The sequence below is a fragment of the Sphingopyxis sp. UBA6723 genome (assembly GCF_002454115.1).
In the GTDB taxonomy this organism is placed as follows: Bacteria; Pseudomonadota; Alphaproteobacteria; order Sphingomonadales; family Sphingomonadaceae; genus Sphingopyxis.
The window spans coordinates 787446-805714 of record NZ_DKIH01000013.1; the positions used below are offsets into that span (position 1 = coordinate 787446).

The window sequence follows — 18269 nt, forward strand, 5'->3', positions numbered from 1 at the left end:
GTGGCTGGCCAACATCCCGGAGTGCCCGGACTCGGCGACGCCCCGTTCAACGCGGGGGGTCGCCGGTCGGCGCGCCCGGCGCCGCGTGGTGGCGAAGAGGATGACGAGACCGCCGAAGACGAAACCCACGGTCGCTCCCTAACGCTGGCGAGCGTTGCGCGCGATGCCCGGCTCGACAAGAAGTTCCTGCTGCTCATCATCCTGTCGTCGGCGATTGCGACGCTGGGCCTGCTGCAAAGCTCGGCGGCGGTGGTGATCGGCGCGATGCTGGTCTCGCCGCTGCTCGGCCCGATCATGGGCGTCGGCTTCGGACTGGCGACACTCGAAACCAATTTGATCAAACGGTCGCTGGTGACGATGGCGGCCGGGATGGCGGTCGCGATCATCGTTGCGATGCTGATCGTCTGGATGTCGCCGATCCAGGACGTTACGTCCGAACTGCGCGCGCGGACCCAGCCGACCTTGCTCGATCTGGGGGTCGCGGTCGTCGGCGGCATTGCGGGCGTCTATGCGATCATGCGCAAGCTGTCGGGGGTGATGGTTGGGGTCGCGATCGCGACCGCGCTGGTGCCGCCGCTCTCGACCGTCGGTTTCGGTCTGGCCACGGGTCGCTTCGACTTTGCGCTCGGCGCCGCGCTGTTGTTCCTGACCAACACGCTGGCGATTGCGTTCGCCGCGACCGCCGTCGCGCGGCTCAACCGCTTTGGGCCGTCGCTGACCCCGCAGCATACCGCGATGCAGGTGATCGGGATCATCGTCACGCTGGGCATCTTGTCGATCCCGCTCGCGCTGTCGCTCAACAATATCGCCCGCGAACTGCGCGCGCGCACCACGGTGCAGTCCGAACTTGATACCCTGCTCGGCGACGGCGACCGCATCGACACGCTGACCGTGCGGGTCGAGAATGACGATATCGCCGTGGACGGCGTCGTGCTGGTCGATCAATATGCGGCGCGGCTCAATCAGCGGCTGGCGGGCAATGTCCGCAGCGAGCTTGACCGCAATGTGCGCGTCAATATCGTTCAGCTGCGCCAGCAGACCAACGCCGCGGTGCAGTTCGAGGAACGGCTGAACCAGCGCATCGCGACGCTGGAGCAGCGCGAAGCCGACAGCCGCACGATCCTGGCCAGCCTGACCGTCGGCGAACTGGTGCGCCGCGACCGGGTGCTGATCGACGCCCAAGCTCGCCGCGTCGTTGTCCAGCGCGACCGCGAGGCCGAGGGCGATCAGGTTGCGGCTGCGGTCGACCGGATCATGGCGTCGGTGCAGGCAGATCACCCGCGATGGCTGATCCAGAATGGCGCGTTGACCGCGGCAGAGGGACCGGCGCCGGAAACGGAAGCCGCAGACGCGCCTTAGTCAAAGCGGCGTGGGACGCGCCGACAGTGTCATTCTTTTGTCATCATGATGCCCTTGAGCAGCCGCAAGGAGTCGATCATGCCCCAGTCCGACAAACGCGCCCTGCTGGCGGAAGGCCTGGCGGCCGGTGACGATGACGCGGCGCTGCACGCGCGGCTGGTCGCGGCGGGCGTTTCGGCGGCGGCGGCGAAATATGAGGTCGACCGGCTCGCTAAGGATCCGATGGCGGCCGAACTCCGCGCACAGGCGGCGCGGATGGCCAAGCAGCGCTGGTTGTTCGCCAACCAGCAGCGACTGGCGTTCGAGGCAGAGGGCGGATTTGCGCTCGACACGCTCGCTGCGCCCGACGCCGACCATTTCTATCGTCACTATTACGAAGCGAACCGGCCCGCGAAGCTGGTCGGGCTGATCGATCACTGGCCGGCGCTCACCCGCTGGTCGCTCGATCATTTCGCGGCGGTTGCGGGCGATGCCGTTGTCGAGGCGCAGGTGGAGCGCGAACGCGACCCGGATTATGAGCTTGCCAAAGACGATCATCGCCGCCTCGTGCGCTTCGCCGAACTGATCGACTGGCTGCGCCAGGACGATGCTAGCAACGACATTTACCTGACCGCCTACAACAGCGGAACCAACGCAGCCGCCTTGGCGCCGCTGTGGGACGATATGGCGCCGATCGCACTGCTCGACGATAACCGGCCTCGCGACGGCTTTTTCTGGCTGGGGCCGAGGGGGACGCTCACGCCCTGGCACCACGACCTGACCAACAATCTACTGGTCCAGGTGATCGGCCGCAAGCGGGTCCGGATGGCGCCGCCGTGGGCGTTCGATCGCATGAAAAACAGCCGTCATTGCTTCTCGGATTGGGGCAATGCGGCACTGCCAGCCGGACCCGGCGACGCCGACACGCCGCCGGTGCTGGAAACGATCATCGGCCCCGGCGAAGCGACTTTCCTGCCGGTCGGATGGTGGCATCAGGTCGAAGCACTCGACCTGTCGGCGAGCATGAGTTTCACGAGTTTTCGCCGGCCCAATGTGCATGTCGAGGATTATGCATCCTATGGCGCTATGTGATCGCGCGGCGCGTCATGGGGTTGGTCGGTTAGCCGGATCGTAAGCTCTATTCGCGATAGCGCACCGATGGCCCTGATCAGCGATTATCAGCAGCGGCAGATGCGCGACACCGAACTGCGGCGGTTCGACCGTTGGTTCGTCGATACCGCTATGGGGCCAGCCTATCGCGGCCGCGACGGAAGGGCGCGGGGGGTGAAGCCTGATGAGGTGGCGCGCTGGCGCGGCGAGGTCGAGGCGCATGTCGATGCGATGATCGCGTCGATCCCGGCGCAGGCCGCGTGGGCGATCGGCGCTCTGCTGATCATCGTGTTTGGCGGTGGGTGGCTGCTCGACCAGTTGGCGATCGCGCCGCGATACCATGCCCCTGCGATCGGGCTGGGGGTGTTCATCGTCGAGGTCGGCATGGTCGGCATCGAAGTCTGGGACTATGTCGCGGGCTGGCGCGCGCGCCGCGACGGCATCGAGGCGGCGGTCGCCGCGCGCGCGCCGCTGCCGATCGACCCGGCGCGGCTGCGCAGCGGGCATAACTGGTTCCAGACGGCATCGATTGCTGCGACCTTACCGATCATCGCGCTCGCCTTCTTCTCGCATCTCGACAAAAGCCTGATCGAGCGGACCGAGTGGTGGGGCTGGCTCGTGCTAACCGGCCCGCTCGCCTGGGCGCTCTATTTCGCGGGCAAATGGTATGACCGGCGGATCGGGAGCCTGCGGCGCTAGACACTTTGGGGCGCCGTCTGATCGCTCCTGCGCGCGTCCTTGGAGCAGTCGCGCTCGGGCGGGGCAAACAAATGTTCGCTTGCCGTTTACGTAAACTGCAAGCATCATCCGACAATGAACAGCCTGAGTCACGCCCTGTCCGGCTTGATGACCCGCATTGTCGGCCCCGGTGCATTGACCGGTCTGGCGCGCCTGTCGGGCGGCGCTAATATGGAAAGCTGGGCGTTCGACTGGGCGGGCGGCGCCTATGTTCTGCGCCGCGCGCCGTCGGCGGATTACATGGTGGGGCGGCCCTATGGACATGCCGACGAGGCGGCGCTGGTGATCGCAGCGCATGGCGCGCGGGTGAAGGCGCCGGAAGTCGTTGGGGTGCTGGCGGATGGCGACGGCATGGGCACCGGCTATGTGATGCGGCGGGTGATCGCGGAGGTGAACCCGGCGAAGATATTGGCCGATCCGCCGCCGTCGCTGCTGACCGATCTGGGGCGCGAACTGGCGCGCATCCACGCCATTCCCGCGGATACCATTCCCGCCGCGATCCCGCTGATGGACACCGCTGCCGCGCTGGCCGAGCTGAAGGCGCGCTTTGTGGACTATGGCGGCGACCGACCGGTGATCGCGCTGGCGATCCGATGGTGCGAGGATCATCTGCCGACGCCCGCCGACCCCGTGCTGGTGCATGGCGATTACCGGATGGGCAATATCATGGTCGATGCGGGCGGGCTCGCCGTCGTGCTCGACTGGGAGCTCGCGCATCGCGGCGACGCGCATGAGGATTTGGCGTTCGGGTGCATGACCGTGTGGCGGTTCGGGCGGATCGATCGACCGGCGTTCGGGGTGGGCAGCCTAGAGCAGTATTTCGCGGCCTATGAAGCTGCGGGCGGGGTAAAGGTCGATCGCGACCGTTTTCGCTTCTGGCTCGTCTATCGCACCCTGTGGTGGGCGCTCGGCTGTTTGCAGATGGGGCAGGCGTGGCGTAGCGGCGCCGATCCGACAATCGAGCGCGTCGTCATCGGGCGGCGAACTGCCGAGCAGGAACTGGACCTGCTGTTGCTCTTGGAGGCGGAAGCGCCCGCGGACGAACGCGACCGCCCGCTGTCGTCGTCGCCGCCTGATGCGCTCCCGCCGGCCGGCGAGCCGACCAACCGCGAGATGGTGCAGGCGGTGCGCGACTGGCTGGCCGAGGAGATCAAGCCCGGCGCCGAGGGGCATGGCAAGTTTCAGGTCGCGGTAGCGATGAATGCGCTGGGGATCGTGATCCGTGACCTGGATGCCGGAGTGCGCGCCGAGAATCGGGCGCTTTCGACAGCCTTGCTCAGCGGAGCGGTGACGCTCGCCGAACCCGGCCTGCTGGCACGGCTGCGCCGCGCGGTGCTCGATAAATGCGCGGTCGACAGTCCTAAATATGCCGCGCTCATGCGGGTGCGCGAAAGCTGGGTATCTTAGGGTGTTCGGGTTCCCTTTTTCCGTTCGTGCTGAGCTTGTCGAAGCACCGTTCTTTCTTTCGACGCTGAAGCGAAGAACGGCCCTTCGACAAGCTCAGGGCAAACGGAGGTAGTGGAACGAGTTCGATAATCGAACCAGGGAGAGAGACATGGATTTTGCGATGCCCGCCGACCTGCAGGCTTATCTGGACGAACTCGACGCCTTTATCGAGGCCGAGATCAAGCCGCTCGAGGACACCGAAGACAATATCCGCTTCTTCGACCACCGCCGCGAACATGCGCGCACCGATTGGGACAATCAGGGGCTGCCGCGCCACGACTGGGAACAGTTGCTCCGCGCCGCGACGCGCAGGGCCGATGCGGCGGGGCATTGGCGCTTTTCGGCGCCGAAAAAATATGGCGGCAAGGACGGGTCGAACCTGTGGATGGCGGTGATCCGCGAGCATTTTGCCGCCAAGGGGCTGGGCCTCCACAACGACCTGCAGAACGAGCATAGCATCGTCGGCAATTTCCCGTTCGTCGAGATGTTCGAGCAGTTCGCGACGAGCGAGGAGCAGAAGCAGGAGTTCATTCTCGGCGGGTTCGAGGGCAAGCGCCGCACTGCCTTCGGGCTGACCGAACCCGACCATGGCAGCGACGCGACGCACATGGAAACGCGCGCCGTCCGCGAAACCCGCGATGGGGTCGAGGGCTGGCGGATCGACGGGCGCAAGATGTGGATCACGGGTATGCATGTCGCGACCCACTGCGCGACCTTTTGCCGCACCGATGGACAGGATGGCGATGCCAAAGGGATCACCTGCCTGCTGGTGCCCACCGGCACGCCGGGGATGACGGTCGACGAATATATGTGGACCTTCAACATGCCGACCGACCATCCGCGGATGACCTTCGACAATGTATGGGTGCCCGACAGTGCGCGGTTGGGGCCTGAAGGCGGCGGGCTTTCCATCGCGCAGAGCTTCGTGCACCAGAACCGCATCCGGCAGGCGGCGTCTTCGCTGGGCGCGGCGGTGTTCTGTATCGAGGAAAGCGTGCGCTATGCGCGCGAACGCAAACCCTTTGGCGAGGCACTGGCGAAGAACCAGGCGATCCAGTTCCCGCTGGTCGAGCTGGCGACGCAGGCCGAAATGCTGCGCCTGCTGATCCGCAAGACCGCGTGGGACATGGACAACACCCCGCACAAGCAGATCGAGCACAAGCTGTCGGACAAGGTCAGCATGTGCAATTATTGGGCGAACCGGCTGTGCTGCGAAGCCGCCGACCGCGCGATGCAGGTGCATGGCGGCATCGGCTATTCGCGCCACAAACCGTTCGAACATATCTATCGCCACCACCGCCGGTACCGGATCACCGAGGGGGCGGAGGAGATCCAGATGCGCAAGGTGGGGGCGTATCTGTTCGGGTATCTGGGGCCAAGGCGGGGGGCGTTGGGTTAGGAGAATCCTCCCTGTCGCGAAGCCATGGGGAGGGGGACCGTCGCCGCAGGCGATGGTGGAGGGGCGGCGACGGTTGCGCCAAAGCCCCTCCGTCAGCCCTTCGGGCTGCCACCTCCCCATCGCTGCGCGACAGGGAGGATTGTTTCGCCCTACCGCTTCCTTACAAACTCCGCCCGCAGCACCAGCCCCCTGATCCCCTCATGGCGGCAGTCGATTTCCTGCGCGTCGCCGGTCAGGCGGATCGACTTGATCACCGTGCCGACCTTCAACGTCTGCCCCGCGCCCTTGACGGTCAGATCCTTGACCAGCACGACCGAGTCGCCATCGGCGAGCAGATTGCCGACCGCGTCGCGCACTTCGGGTCCGGCGGCATCGGCGGCGTCGCGCGCCGCGACGTCGCCCGCCGCCATCCATTCGCCGCTTGCCTCGTCATAGACATAATCATCGTCGGCCATGTTGGTCCTAACCGGGTTTGCGGAAGCGCAGGGCGAACTGGTCGGTCTTGCCGCGGATCGCGGGGTCGAAGACGTTCGTGGTGCGCGGGTCGTCGGCGCGTTTGTAGAGGTCGCTTTCGGCCTCCAGCTTGAACCCGGCCTTGGTCAGCGCGGCGACCACCGCCGCCTTGTCGATGCGGTGCAGGCTGTCGGCCAGCGTCGTGCCGGTGCCGTCGGCAGCGCTGTGATCGACGATCACCAGCGTGCCACCGGGTTTCAGCGCCGCGAACAGCGCGGCGCTCGCCTTGTCGCCGGTGCCTTCGGGAAAGGGCTTGAGGTACAGGTCGTGGAAATTCTGCACCGTGATGATCGTGTCGAGCGGTGCGGCAAAGGCGGGCGCGGCGAACGGACCGGCGACGGCATCGACATTGGCATAAGCGGCATCGACCGCGGCCTGATCGGTGCCATATTGCGCCCTGAAGGCAATGAACTCGGCGGGCTGGAAGGCGTGGACCTTGCCCGCCGACCCGACGGCAGCGGCGAGCAGGCGGGTGACATATCCCCCGCCCATCACAAAATCGCCGACCTGTTCGCCAGGCGCGATCTGCGCGAACGCCAGCAGCTCGGCGGGTTTGCGCGCCGCGTCACGTTCGCGATCGGCGGCGGGGCGCGCCGGATCGGCAAGCGCGGCGGCATAATCGGTCGCCGCGGCTTCTTTGGCGGCGACCGGCGTCGCCGACAGGGCGAGCAGCAGGGCGAGGGTAAGCGGACGGATCATGGCATCGACTCCCGTGGTGTATCGCATCGATATAACAGCATCGCGGGCCGTTCGCCCGTTTATTTGCATCTCGCGATTTTGATGATAGGTTTCTTCGTGAAACTAAAAAGATCGGGAGACTCGGGATGTTTGATCTGGTGATACGCGGCGGCACCGTCGTCGATGGTATGGGCGGCGCGCCCTTTGTCGCGGACGTCGCGGTCGATGGTGATCGCATCGTCGCGGTGGGCGAAAACCTCGGTGCGGGGCGCGACGAAATCGACGCCAGCGGAAAGATCGTCACCCCCGGCTTTGTCGATGTCCACACCCATTATGACGGGCAGGCGACATGGGACCAGGAAATGGCGCCGTCGAGCTGGCACGGCGTCACCACCGTCGTCATGGGCAATTGCGGCGTCGGCTTTGCCCCCGCCAAGCCCGACCGCCACGAATGGCTGATTTCGCTGATGGAGGGGGTCGAGGACATTCCCGGCACCGCGCTCGCCGAGGGCATGTCGTGGGATTGGGAGACCTTTCCCGAATATATGGACGCGCTGGAGAAATTGCCGCGCACGGTCGATGTTGCGTGCCACGTCCCGCACGGTGCGGTGCGCGCCTATGTGCTCGGCGACCGCGAGAAACCCGGCGCGATCCCGACCGAACAGGACATCGCCGAAATGTCGCGCATCGTCGAGGAAGGCATCCGCGCCGGCGCGCTCGGCTTTTCGACCAGCCGCACCGTGCTTCACAAATCGATCGACGGTGAACTCGTCCCCGGCACCACGGCTACGCCTGAGGAACTGATCGCGATCGGCCGCGCGATGGGCCGCGTTGGCTATGGCGTGTTCGAAATGGCGAGCGACCTGAAGCGCGAATGGAACGAGTTTCAGTGGATGGGTGATCTCAGCCGCGAAACCGGACTGCCGGTGACCTTTGCCGCGCTGCAATCGATCGCCAAGGAATTGCCGCTCGAAGAGCAGATCGAAGAGATGCGGCGTCAGAATGCGACCGGCGCGAATATCGTCGCGCAGATCGCGCTGCGCGGCAACGGCATCATCATGGCGTGGCAGGGGACGGTGCATCCTTTCCGTTTCAAGCCCGCGTGGAACGAGATCATCGACCTGCCGTGGGAGGCGCAGCTCGCCAAGCTGAAAGACCCGGCGTTCAAGGCGCGCATGATTGCCGAGGAGAATGTCTGGCCCGAAAGCGACATCATCGATTTCCTGAAAATCGTCGCGCTCGGCTGGCCGGTGCAGTTCGAAATGGACCCCGATTTCAATTACGAGCCGAAGATGGACGAAAGCATCATGGCGCGCGCCACCGCGGCGGGGGTGTCGCCGGGCGAATATGCCTATGATTTGCTGATGAAGGATGATGGCAAGGGCTTCATCTATTTCCCGATCCTCAACTACCGCGACGGCAACCTCAATTTCCTTGAGGATTTGCAGCATGCCGACGACACGGTGAACAGCCTGTCCGACGGCGGCGCGCATTGCGGGACGATCTGCGACGCCGCCTCGCCGACCTTCATGCTGCAGCATTGGGTGCGCGACCGCGCGGGCAAGCGCATCGCGCTCGAACATGCGGTGAAGCGCCAGTGCCGCGATACCGCCTTGCTCTATGGGCTGGAGGACCGCGGCGTGCTCGCGCCGGGCTATCTGGCCGACCTCAATGTCATCGATATGGAGCGGCTGAAACTCGGCAAGCCCTGGCTCGCCTTCGACCTGCCTGCGGGCGGCAAGCGCCTGCTGCAAAAGGCCGACGGCTATGTCGCGACGATCAAGTCGGGCGAGGTGACCTTCCGTGACGGTGCGATGCAGGGGCCAACCCCCGGCGGCGTGATCCGCGGCCCGCAGCGCGTCGAAATGGCGATGGCGGCGGAATAGGCCGATGTTCGACGGCGCCGGGCTGCTCCGCATTGCCTATGCCGCAAACGTCCTGATCCTTGTGCCCGTCTGCTGGGGCATGTTCCTCGGCGGCGGGGTCGCGAGCGTGTTTGAAGGTAAGGTCGAGGAATCGGCGGGACTGCGCCTGCTCGTCGGCAGCCTGTGGTTTGCGATCCTCGCGTGCAGCATCGCGGGGCTCGCGATGCCAAAACTGTTCGCGCCGCTGCTGGTCGTGCAGATCATCTACAAGAGCTTGTGGCTGCTCGTCTTTGGCGCGCCGCTCGTCGCGGCGGGGCGCAGCGGCGATGTGCCGTGGGGCATTTCGGCCAGCTTCATCGCGATCGTCGCTACCTATCCCTTTCTGCTCTGGAAATCGGGCGCGCTCTCCGCCGCCTGAACCATAACCCAAGGATGTCCCCATGAAAGCCATGCAATTGCGTGCCCCCGCCGCGCTCGACAATCTGACGCTGGTCGAACTCGCCGACCCCGGCGATCCGGGACCGGGCGAAATCCGGGTGCGACTGACCGCGTCGTCGCTCAACTTCCACGACTATGCGGTCGTGACAGGGATACTCCCCGCTGCGGACGGACGCATCCCGATGTCCGACGGCGCCGGGACGGTCGAGGCGGTGGGCGAGGGGGTCACGCAGTTCAAACCCGGCGACATCGTGGTGTCGATCTTCTTCCCCGACTGGATCGACGGCGCCCCGCCCGCGACGGCGTTCCGCGGCGTGCCGGGCGACGGCATCGACGGTTATGCGCGCGAAGTGGTGGTGACGCCGCAGCATTGGTTTACGCGCATCCCGCAGGGGTACAATGCCGCCGAGGCCGCGACGCTGACCTGCGCCGGCCTCACCGCATGGCGCGCGTTGTTTGTCGACGGGGTGACGCAGCCCGGATCAACCGTGCTCGTGCAGGGCAGCGGCGGGGTGTCGGTGTTCGCGCTGCAATTCGCCAAGGCCGCGGGCGCACGGGTGATCGCGACCAGCTCGTCCGACGCCAAGCTCGACCGGCTGAAGGCACTCGGCGCCGACGAGCTGATCAATTACAAAGAAGTTCCCGCGTGGGGCGCGAAGACGCTCGAACTGACCGGCGGACGGGGGGTCGATACCGTCGTCGAAATCGGCGGCGCGGGCACGCTCGACCAGTCGATGATGGCGACGCGGGTCGGCGGTCATGTCGCGCTGATTGGCGTCCTCGCGGGTTTTGCGGGGCCGGTGCAGACCGGGCTGCTGATGGCCAAGAATTTGCGCGTGCAGGGGCTGACCGTGGGCAGCCGCCAGCAACAGCTCGACATGATCGCGGGGATCGAAGCGAACGGCATCCGCCCGATCATCAGCGATCACTTCCCGCTCGACCGCCTGGCCGACGCGTTTGGGCATCAGGCGGCGAATGCGCATTTCGGTAAGATTGTGGTGGATATATAGACGTTGTGCCAGCTGCTGGGGTCAGTCGCGCAACCGATCAACGACCAAACAAACGATCTTTCATGTCGCGACATATGCCGTCTAGTCCCGGGAATAGCGATCCATAAGTCATGCCCATCAATTCCAGTTCTCTCATAATCTGTGGTGCGAACGAGGGATCTATATCGCATGCTGACAGGTATGTTGCTCCATCCTCACCCCCTCTCATTTGGATAAAGGCTTCAATGTCAGCTACGTTCGAGACCGTGGACAACGCCTGCTGCGGCGCTGATCTGGGATTGCCTACCGAAATACTCTCTAGGGCTACCAGTTGCGGCGGGGCAGCGTCGACGTAAAACGCCTGCTGACCGTATTTGGCTTCCCAACCCATCTTATCAAATATGTAGATTCTAGGCTTCCGATCGTCGTCGTGCGTGATGTTTTGAAATGCAAAGAATGCAGCTACGAAAGGCGAAAACGTCCAGTCGAGTAACGGTGTGGGGTAGCCGTGGTGTTGCAATAAGCTCCAAACGGCTGCGTTGTGTTCTAAGTTACCGAGCTGAAGCGGGTAACTTAGCTGTTCCATAATTGCCCCAAAGAGCATTCTCACGTCATCAACGATCCAAGCGTTTAGGTCGTTTCGCCATGTGCGATGAAAGGTGGTGGCGAGCTTGCGTGGTCCAGTTTGGCCACGAAAAATGAACTGCCGAGGCTTTTGATCGATTGCCCACTGTCTGAATGCGTCCCACGTCGTTAGGTCAGTACGAGCGACTAGCTGCGATGGGCCTTCAATCTCCGATTTTGTCAGGATTTCTGTTCCAGTATCGTCGCCAACAGTCCAGCTAACGGTCAGATTAGTGCCATTTTCTGAGAAGCTAACATGGATAGCAGGGGGAATTGGCAGCTCGCCGAAGCGCTGGGTAAGCGATTCCTCGGCGCGGCGTCGGTCGTCCACAGACATCCGACCGCCATTTGAGAACAAATAGATCGTATTAACTGTAGTCGAAAGAGGTGCCGTCGTCTGCATCCGGATAGGGAATAGCAAGCCGGGCAATTCGTGTTTCAGGTCGTAGAAAAGATACGCAGCACCAATGAGCACGTCATCACGGCGTTCGATTTCAATTCGGAGAGTACCTCCGAATTCTCCCTCGATTGCCCCAAGCCACTGGCCTTCCATGATACGTTTCTACCCCGCTTAGCCTGTGCGAAAACTAGCAATATACAACTTTATACCTTCACGGGTTGGGGGATGCCACGTCTTCGGTGAGGCGGCACGCAGTCATTTTTCTAAACCCCGCTGCCATGCCCCGCTTCGCCATGGCGGATGCTATCGCGCTTCACTCCGTATTCTGCCCCCCAGCGGTCGGTCATCTGCGCGCGGATCGCCCAGAGTTCGGGGAAGAAGCGATGCCGCGCGCCCGCGTCGAGCAGGTCCACTGCGCGGCCGCTGATCGCTTTCGATCCCATGCCGATCGAGCGGTGGACGAGGTAGATGTGGTGGGCGCGAAATTTCTGGAACAGCTCGTCGAATTCGATCAGCGCCTCGGCGACCATATAGGCTTCGTCATGGGCGTAGCCGGTGTCGTAGATGTCGGTGAGCGTCCGCCCCTGCGGCTCCAGATAGAGCGAGCGATAGGTGTCCCATAGCCCGGCGGGCAGGGTGAGCAGCATCTGAAACCCGGGGCTTTCCTGCCCCGATCCGTTGCCGAGCTGGAGCCGGATCGCCTGATAGTCATAGGGGCTCATCGTTTCGATCAGCGCCAGCTGGTCGGTCATCATCCGCAGCAGCATATGGACGCGGCCGAACAGGGTGATCGCGCGCATGATCTGGCCATCGCGCAAATGCTGATCGATTTCGGCGAGGGTGAAGGCGGCGAGCTTCATCCACAATTCCTCGACCTGATGGACGATCTGGAATTGCAGCTCATCGGGGGTGACGAGGGTGGCGAGGGGTTTCTGGCAGGCGAGCAGGCGGTCAACCGCGAGGTAAACGCCATAGTCCTTGAGGACGGGGGCTTCGAGGCGGGTGTGAATGTCGGTTTTGTCGAGCATGGGGATTTCCCTTGCAGATTGGATGCACTGTATCCCTCCCCTTCAGGGGAGGGCAGCGAGACTTGGAAACTTGTTTCCTAGTCGCAGCGGGTGGGGTTGATCGGGCTTACGCTACGCCGACAGACTCCACCCCAACCCCTCCCCTGAAGGGGAGGGGCTTTGGTCTGTCCCTCAACCCCGCGGATACACCCCCGCGGGCGGTCGCCGCGGCGATCCCGATTGGCCGAGCCATAGCAGGGGCGCGGCGCTCTTCATTTGGTCAACAGGTCCGCGGGCAGCGTCGGTTCGCTGACCAGCTTGGCCATCCGGCGCCACATCTCGTCGCGGCTCGGCCGACCGCGCTCGACATGGGCGCGGACCATCGCCTCGCCGAGGCCGTAGTTGATCACATAGCTGCGATACTGGTCGGTGAAGCTGACCGATTGTTCGGCGCGTTTTTGCGACACCAACAGATATTTCTGGGTCAGCGCGACCGCGGTGGGCCGGTCGATCACGCCGTCGAGATATTGCTGCGCGATCGTCAGCCGCGCGCCGCCCAGTGCCTTCATCGCATTGAGCAACTGCCAGTAGCGGTCGTCCGACGGCACGGCGATTTCGGCGAGCGGCATCAGCACGTCGCGCTCGGTCTCGGCCTTGCTCGCTCCGGGGAAGGCGAGATCGATGCCGTAATTGGCGGTCCCCTCGGCGATCAGGCTTTGCGGGCTATACAGTGGATAGACGCTGAATTCTGTCCAGCCGCGCTCTTTGACCAGTTTCTCCTCCAGCTTCATGTTGAGGAGGTGGTGGCCCGGATAGCCCTCGTGGCAGCCCAGATCGATGGCGCGCGACAGACGGATCGGCAGGTCGGTGTTGACCTGAATGAGGCTGTGATAGGCGCCCTGATAATAATTATAGCCGCTCCAGCTTTTCCCCGTGACGAACTCGAGCCGGAAGCTCTCGCCCTCGGGCATCGGGATATGCGCGAGGCTGCGGCCGCGGCAGCGGGCGATCGCGACGTCGAAGACCTTTTGCAAGCGATCCTTGGGAATGGTGAAGGCGTCGAGATAGGCCTCGACGCGCTCCGCCAGCGCGCCGTCGCCGGGGACGAGCGCCTCGACCGCGGCGAGATGCCGGTCATAGCTGGCGAGGGGTTTGAGTTGCGGGCGGACACCGAACAGCCGTTCGGCCTCGTCGGCGAAGGCGAAGCGGGTGCCCTCCATCATCATCAGCCGCGTTTCGGCGGCGCGCAGCTGGGCGCGCAGGAAAGCGGCGCGGCGGCGATCGAGCGGGTCGGACAGGCGGCGCGCAGCGGTGTCGAGCCGGCCGGTCAGGTCGCGCGTCGCGGCGAGCAACGCCATCTTGTCGCGCGGTGCCGCCTCCGCCGCGGCTTTCAGCTCGGGCGGGCCGTAATAGGCGTCGACATAGCCGTCCTCGTGGGTGCCGATTTCGAGCGTCAACCGGAGGTACGTCGCGGCAATGTCGTTCAGCGCCTGCGCCGAGGCCGGGGCGCGGCGCACGTCGATCGCGGCCACGTCCGATACGCCGGAGCGGGGCGCGGTCTGGCTGGTCGCGCAACCCGAGAGGAGGGTGGCGGCGGCCAGCGGCAGGGCTATCGACCGGAGCATCATGCGCGTACCGGCTCCTCATCTTCGGAGGTGTCCTCGACATCGCCGTCGGCGGCGATCTCGGCATCGGTTTCGCGCTCGACGGCATCATGGTCGGGGTGGAGCGGCGCGAAGCGAAGAACGGCAAAGCCCAGCAGAGCCGCGGCGAGGGATCCCATCAGGACACCGATCTTGGCCTCTTCGATCAGCAGGTCATTGCCGGGGAAGGCGAGCCCGCCGATGAACAGGCTCATCGTAAAGCCGATACCGCACAGCATCGCGACGCCATAAATTTGCAGCCAGGTGGCGCCGCGCAGCTTGCCGGCAATGCCGAACTTAACCGCGAGCCAGACGCTGCCGAAAATGCCGATCTGTTTGCCAAAGAACAGCCCCGCTGCGATACCGAGCGGCAGCGGCGCAAAAATCTGTTCGGCGGTCAATCCGCCGATATCGACCCCGGCGTTGGCGAAACCGAAGATCGGGACGATGGCAAAGGCGACCCAGGGATGGAGGCCATGCTCAAGCCGGTGGAGCGGCGACGTCTGGCTGTCGGGAGCACCGGGGGTGCGCTCGAACGGGATTGCCATCGCGGCCAGCACCCCGGCGATGGTGGCGTGGACGCCCGACAGCAGCATCGCATACCACAGCAGCAGGAAGGCGAGCAGATAGAGCGGCAGGCTTTTGACGCCCTGCCGGTTCATGACGAACATCGCGGCGAGGATGATGGCCGCGGCGCCAAGCGCCATCAGGTTGATTTCGGCGGTGTAGAAAAGCGCGATAATTGCCACCGCGCCCATGTCGTCGACGATGGCGACCGTCACAAGGAACAGCTTGAGCGAGGTCGGCGCGCGCCGACCGAGCAAGGCGAGAATGCCCATCGCAAAGGCGATGTCGGTGGCTGCCGGGATGGCCCAGCCTTGCGCCAGCCCGGGGGTCGACCATGCAAAGCCCAGATAGAGTACAGCGGGAACCACCATCCCCGCCGCCGCGGCGATGAACGGCAGGCGCCGCCGGTCCCAGCTGGCAAGGCGGCCATCGACGAACTCACGTTTGATTTCGAGGCCGACGAGCAGAAAAAACACCGCCATCAACCCGTCGTTGATCCACAGATGGACGGTCATCGGGCCCAGCTTGTCGGTCAGCACGGGACCGGTCTCGGCATGGACCGCGTGGTAATAAACCTCACCCAGCGCCGAATTGGCAATAATCATCGCCAATATGGCCGCGAAAATCAGCAGCATCCCCCCGGCGCTTTCGCTCGCAAGAAAATTGCGGAGCGCGGAAGGCGGGGGATTTCTGCCAATCATGGGTCTAGCATCACTCGTTTTTGGGTTAGGGTCGCCGATGTCCTAGCCCGGTGTCCTCATCTTTACAAATTGGCGCCGTGATTTAGCACTTTGCCATGGGTGGCGTGACGCCACGGTGGCACGAGGCTGGTGGGTGGCGCTATCGACCGCATGGCTGGAATGGCTGGTGCTGGGGGCCAGCCACGAACTGATGCTGTTCGCATCGGTGGGCATCCTGCTGATCGGGCTGGACGACCTGTTGTTCGATGCATTCTGGCTGGGGACGCGCGGCGAGGCCCGGGCGGCGGCGACCGACACAGTGCCGCTGGCAGGAACCATCGCCGTCTTCATTCCCGCGTGGGACGAGCATCGCATCCTGGCCGCGATGCTGCGGCGCGCGCTCGCAGCGTGGGCGGGCGAGGATGTCCGCATATATATCGGTTGTTACCCGAACGATGCCGCGACGCTGTTTGCCATCTCGCCGCTGGTGGCCGCCGACCGGCGGTTGCGGCTGGTGGTGAATGAGCGTGATGGGCCGACGACGAAGGGCGATAACCTCAACCGGCTGTGGGCGGCGCTGGGCGAGGATGAGCGCGCCGAGGATATGCGCTTTGCCGCGATCGTGCTCCATGACGCGGAGGATCATGTCCATCCGGGCGAGATCGCCCTGTATCGGCGTCATTTGACCGACGCCGCGATGGTGCAGATCCCGGTGGTGCCGATCATCGCGCGCGGCGCGCGGTGGATCGGGGGCCATTATGGCGACGAATTTGCCGAAGCGCATGGCAAGGAAATGGTAGTGCGGTCGCGGCTGGGGATGCCCTTGCCGTCGGCGGGCGTGGGCTGTGCGTTGACGCGCCGCACCCTCGCGCTGCTGGCGATCGAACGCGGCGGCGACCCGTTCCGCTGCAACAGCCTGACCGAAGATTATGAGATCGGCATGGTGATCGGCGCTTACGGACTCCGCGCGCGCTTTGTTGATGAAACCGGGCCGACGGGTGACCGGGTGGTGTCGCGCGGGGCGTTTCCCGATCGCGCCGATGCGGCGGTGCGGCAAAAGGCGCGCTGGATCGCCGGGATTGCATTGGCGGGATGGGACCATCTCGGCTGGCCGGGATCGCGCCGCGGCGTCATGGCGGCGCAGTCGGATCGTGTCTGGCTGGCCCGTTGGATGCTCTGGCGCGACCGCCGCGCGCCGCTGGCGGCGCTGGTTTTGCTGGCGGCCTATGCCGGTCTGTTTTTGACTGCTGCTGGCTGGCTGGGGCGCGCCGTTCTGGGTTGGGACGCGGTGATCGTTGGCGACGCAATGCCTATCCTGCTGGCGCTGGGCGCAATGCTGCTGGTCTGGCGGCTGGCGATGCGCAGCCTGTTTGCCGGACGCTGTTATGGCTGGCGCGAGGGGGTGTGGGCTGTACCGCGTGCTTTTGTCGCCAATATCATGGCGATGCTCGCGGCGCGGCGCGCGCTGGTCATTTACTGGCGTATGTTGCGGTCGGGCGAGGTCGTGTGGGACAAGACCGAGCATCGCGAAAGCGACATGACGCCCGACGTCGCCGCCGCACCAGTGATGGCGCGATGAGCGTGCGGCGCCTTGCCATCGGGCGCGACGCCCCGGCGCTGCGCTTTCTGCTGTTCTGCGTTGGTGGGTGGACCGTGCTGCGCGTTGCGGCGCATTGGAACCCCGACGTTCCGCCGCCGCCGCCCGAAGCGGCGACGCCGCCGTGGTCGGTGCCGACGTCCTTTGTTGCGACCGGCTGGCGCAATGGCATCGCTGCACCTGTTCACGATCCCACAGACGATATGGCGCCAGCGCCCCAGTTGGCGGGCTTTGCGCAGGGCGTTGCCGCGCAGCCTCGCACGTTCGACGCGGCTGCAATCGCGCATGCCGAAAGCGGGTTGTCCGGTGATTCCGGGGACGCAGATCGCCACGGCTTGCGCGCGGCACTGATCGCACGGCTTTTCTCCTCGCCACCGGGCGGCGCTATGCGGACGGCTGTGCGGCACAGCAGGGCAGACTGGTACCCGATCAGGGCGTCGGAACAGGCGACGCCCGGGCAAGGCCAGCCATTCTGGATGCGGCGGCAGATGGCGGGTTGGTCGCTCAGCGGCTGGGTTTATGTGCGCGGCGGCGGGGTGCGTTCGCCTGGCGGCGCGGCCGCGGCCAGCCAACTCGGCGGCAGCCAGGCGGGGTTACGCCTCGCCTATGGGTTTGGCGACAGCGGCCGCGCACGCGCCTATGGCCGCTCGACGATTGCGGTGCGGCGCCCGGCCCAGCGCGAGCTGGCCTTTGGACTGGCGTTCGCACCCTTGGCCCATTGGCCGGTCGATGCCGCGATCGAACAGCGTGTAGCGGTGGGCCGCGAGGGGCGCACAGCGCTGGCCGCGATGGTCAGCGGCGGCGTCGGCGATGTCGCGCTGCCGCATGGGTTCCGGCTGGAGGCTTATGGTCAGGCGGGCGTTGTTGGGGCGCAGCGCCGCGACGGATTCGCCGACGGCGCGGTCGTGATCGACCATCGGCTTGGACCGGACGAGGGATCGCCGTTGCGGCTTGGCGCGCTGGCGGTGGGTGCGGCGCAGCCGGGTGCGGCACGCGTCGATGTCGGGCCGCGCTTGACGCTGCGCCTGCCCGACGTTGGCGAAGGCAGCCGGATCGCGCTCGATTGGCGCCAGCGCATTGCGGGCGATGCGCGCCCCGCCAGCGGGCTCGCGCTGACGCTCGCGAGCGATTTCTAGGTCGCGCAAAAATAGCGGTCCAGCCGATTCCCCGCTCTGGAAAAATGGTCTAGGGTCATGGGACTCGGCGCAGTTTTACGCCGCAGACGCATGTTTCGAGG

Annotated in this window: 16 protein-coding genes; 10 read left to right on the forward strand and 6 right to left on the reverse strand. The window is 65.0% G+C overall.

The genetic code is table 11. The features are described from left to right. From B4F07_RS16995 to B4F07_RS17015, 5 genes are all read left to right on the forward strand, one after another. Nucleotides 1-1359, forward strand: coding sequence for a TIGR00341 family protein (locus B4F07_RS16995; protein ID WP_293704921.1), 1359 nt, complete (start codon nt 1-3; stop codon nt 1357-1359). Nucleotides 1360-1437: 78 nt separating this feature from the next. Next, entirely contained in the window at nt 1438-2430 is a 993-nt protein-coding gene (locus B4F07_RS17000) for a cupin-like domain-containing protein (RefSeq protein WP_293701969.1), read from the forward strand. A 66-nt stretch (nt 2431-2496) separates the two neighbouring features. Continuing rightward, nucleotides 2497-3147 (forward strand): hypothetical protein, encoded by a 651-nt coding sequence (locus B4F07_RS17005; RefSeq protein WP_293701972.1) that lies wholly within the window; start codon nt 2497-2499, stop codon nt 3145-3147. Nucleotides 3148-3261: 114 nt separating this feature from the next. After that, on the forward strand, nt 3262-4593 hold the full coding sequence (locus tag B4F07_RS17010; RefSeq protein WP_293701974.1) for a phosphotransferase family protein: 1332 nt from the start codon (nt 3262-3264) through the stop codon (nt 4591-4593). A gap of 148 nt (nt 4594-4741) precedes the next feature. Continuing rightward, complete coding sequence (locus B4F07_RS17015) at nt 4742-6031, forward strand: acyl-CoA dehydrogenase family protein (protein ID WP_293701977.1); 1290 nt, start codon at nt 4742-4744, stop codon at nt 6029-6031. A 149-nt stretch (nt 6032-6180) separates the two neighbouring features. On the opposite strand, the gene B4F07_RS17020 is transcribed toward B4F07_RS17015, so the two are convergent. Together B4F07_RS17020 and B4F07_RS17025 are read right to left on the reverse strand one after the other, a co-directional pair. After that, nucleotides 6181-6486, reverse strand: coding sequence for an alkylphosphonate utilization protein (locus B4F07_RS17020; protein WP_293701979.1), 306 nt, complete (start codon nt 6484-6486; stop codon nt 6181-6183). A gap of 7 nt (nt 6487-6493) precedes the next feature. Next, nucleotides 6494-7243: a class I SAM-dependent methyltransferase gene (locus B4F07_RS17025; RefSeq protein ID WP_293701982.1), complete on the reverse strand. Its 750-nt coding sequence runs from the start codon at nt 7241-7243 to the stop codon at nt 6494-6496. A gap of 125 nt (nt 7244-7368) precedes the next feature. Between B4F07_RS17025 and B4F07_RS17030 the strand changes: the two genes are divergently transcribed. The 3 genes from B4F07_RS17030 to B4F07_RS17040 are packed head-to-tail and all read left to right on the forward strand — an operon-like array spanning nt 7369 to nt 10535. After that, complete coding sequence (locus B4F07_RS17030; RefSeq protein WP_293701985.1) at nt 7369-9108, forward strand: N-acyl-D-amino-acid deacylase family protein; 1740 nt, start codon at nt 7369-7371, stop codon at nt 9106-9108. Between the two features lie 4 nt (nt 9109-9112). Further along, on the forward strand, nt 9113-9505 hold the full coding sequence (locus B4F07_RS17035; RefSeq protein ID WP_293701987.1) for a hypothetical protein: 393 nt from the start codon (nt 9113-9115) through the stop codon (nt 9503-9505). A gap of 22 nt (nt 9506-9527) precedes the next feature. Then, complete coding sequence (locus B4F07_RS17040; RefSeq protein ID WP_293701989.1) at nt 9528-10535, forward strand: zinc-dependent alcohol dehydrogenase family protein; 1008 nt, start codon at nt 9528-9530, stop codon at nt 10533-10535. Nucleotides 10536-10572: 37 nt separating this feature from the next. On the opposite strand, the gene B4F07_RS17045 is transcribed toward B4F07_RS17040, so the two are convergent. The 4 genes from B4F07_RS17045 to nhaA all read right to left on the reverse strand — a co-directional run bounded on the left by B4F07_RS17045 (nt 10573) and on the right by nhaA (nt 15456). Beyond that, entirely contained in the window at nt 10573-11691 is a 1119-nt protein-coding gene (locus B4F07_RS17045) for an FRG domain-containing protein (protein WP_293701992.1), read from the reverse strand. Between the two features lie 110 nt (nt 11692-11801). After that, nucleotides 11802-12566: a tryptophan 2,3-dioxygenase family protein gene (locus tag B4F07_RS17050; RefSeq protein WP_293701995.1), complete on the reverse strand. Its 765-nt coding sequence runs from the start codon at nt 12564-12566 to the stop codon at nt 11802-11804. A gap of 251 nt (nt 12567-12817) precedes the next feature. After that, nucleotides 12818-14173 carry a hypothetical protein gene (locus tag B4F07_RS17055; protein ID WP_293701998.1) on the reverse strand — a complete coding sequence of 452 codons (1356 nt, stop codon included), beginning with the start codon at nt 14171-14173 and terminating at the stop codon, nt 12818-12820. After that, nucleotides 14170-15456 carry a Na+/H+ antiporter NhaA gene (gene nhaA / locus B4F07_RS17060; protein WP_293702000.1) on the reverse strand — a complete coding sequence of 429 codons (1287 nt, stop codon included), beginning with the start codon at nt 15454-15456 and terminating at the stop codon, nt 14170-14172. The genes B4F07_RS17055 and nhaA overlap by 4 nt, the downstream gene beginning before the upstream one ends. A 133-nt stretch (nt 15457-15589) precedes the next feature. On the opposite strand from nhaA, the gene B4F07_RS17065 reads away from it, so the two are divergent. Beyond that, nucleotides 15590-17014, forward strand: a complete 1425-nt coding sequence (locus tag B4F07_RS17065) for a glycosyl transferase family protein (protein WP_293704923.1) — start codon at nt 15590-15592, stop codon at nt 17012-17014. After that, complete coding sequence (locus B4F07_RS17070) at nt 17011-18168, forward strand: hypothetical protein (RefSeq protein WP_293702006.1); 1158 nt, start codon at nt 17011-17013, stop codon at nt 18166-18168. The genes B4F07_RS17065 and B4F07_RS17070 overlap by 4 nt, the downstream gene beginning before the upstream one ends. The last annotated feature ends 101 nt before the right edge of the window (nt 18169-18269 follow it).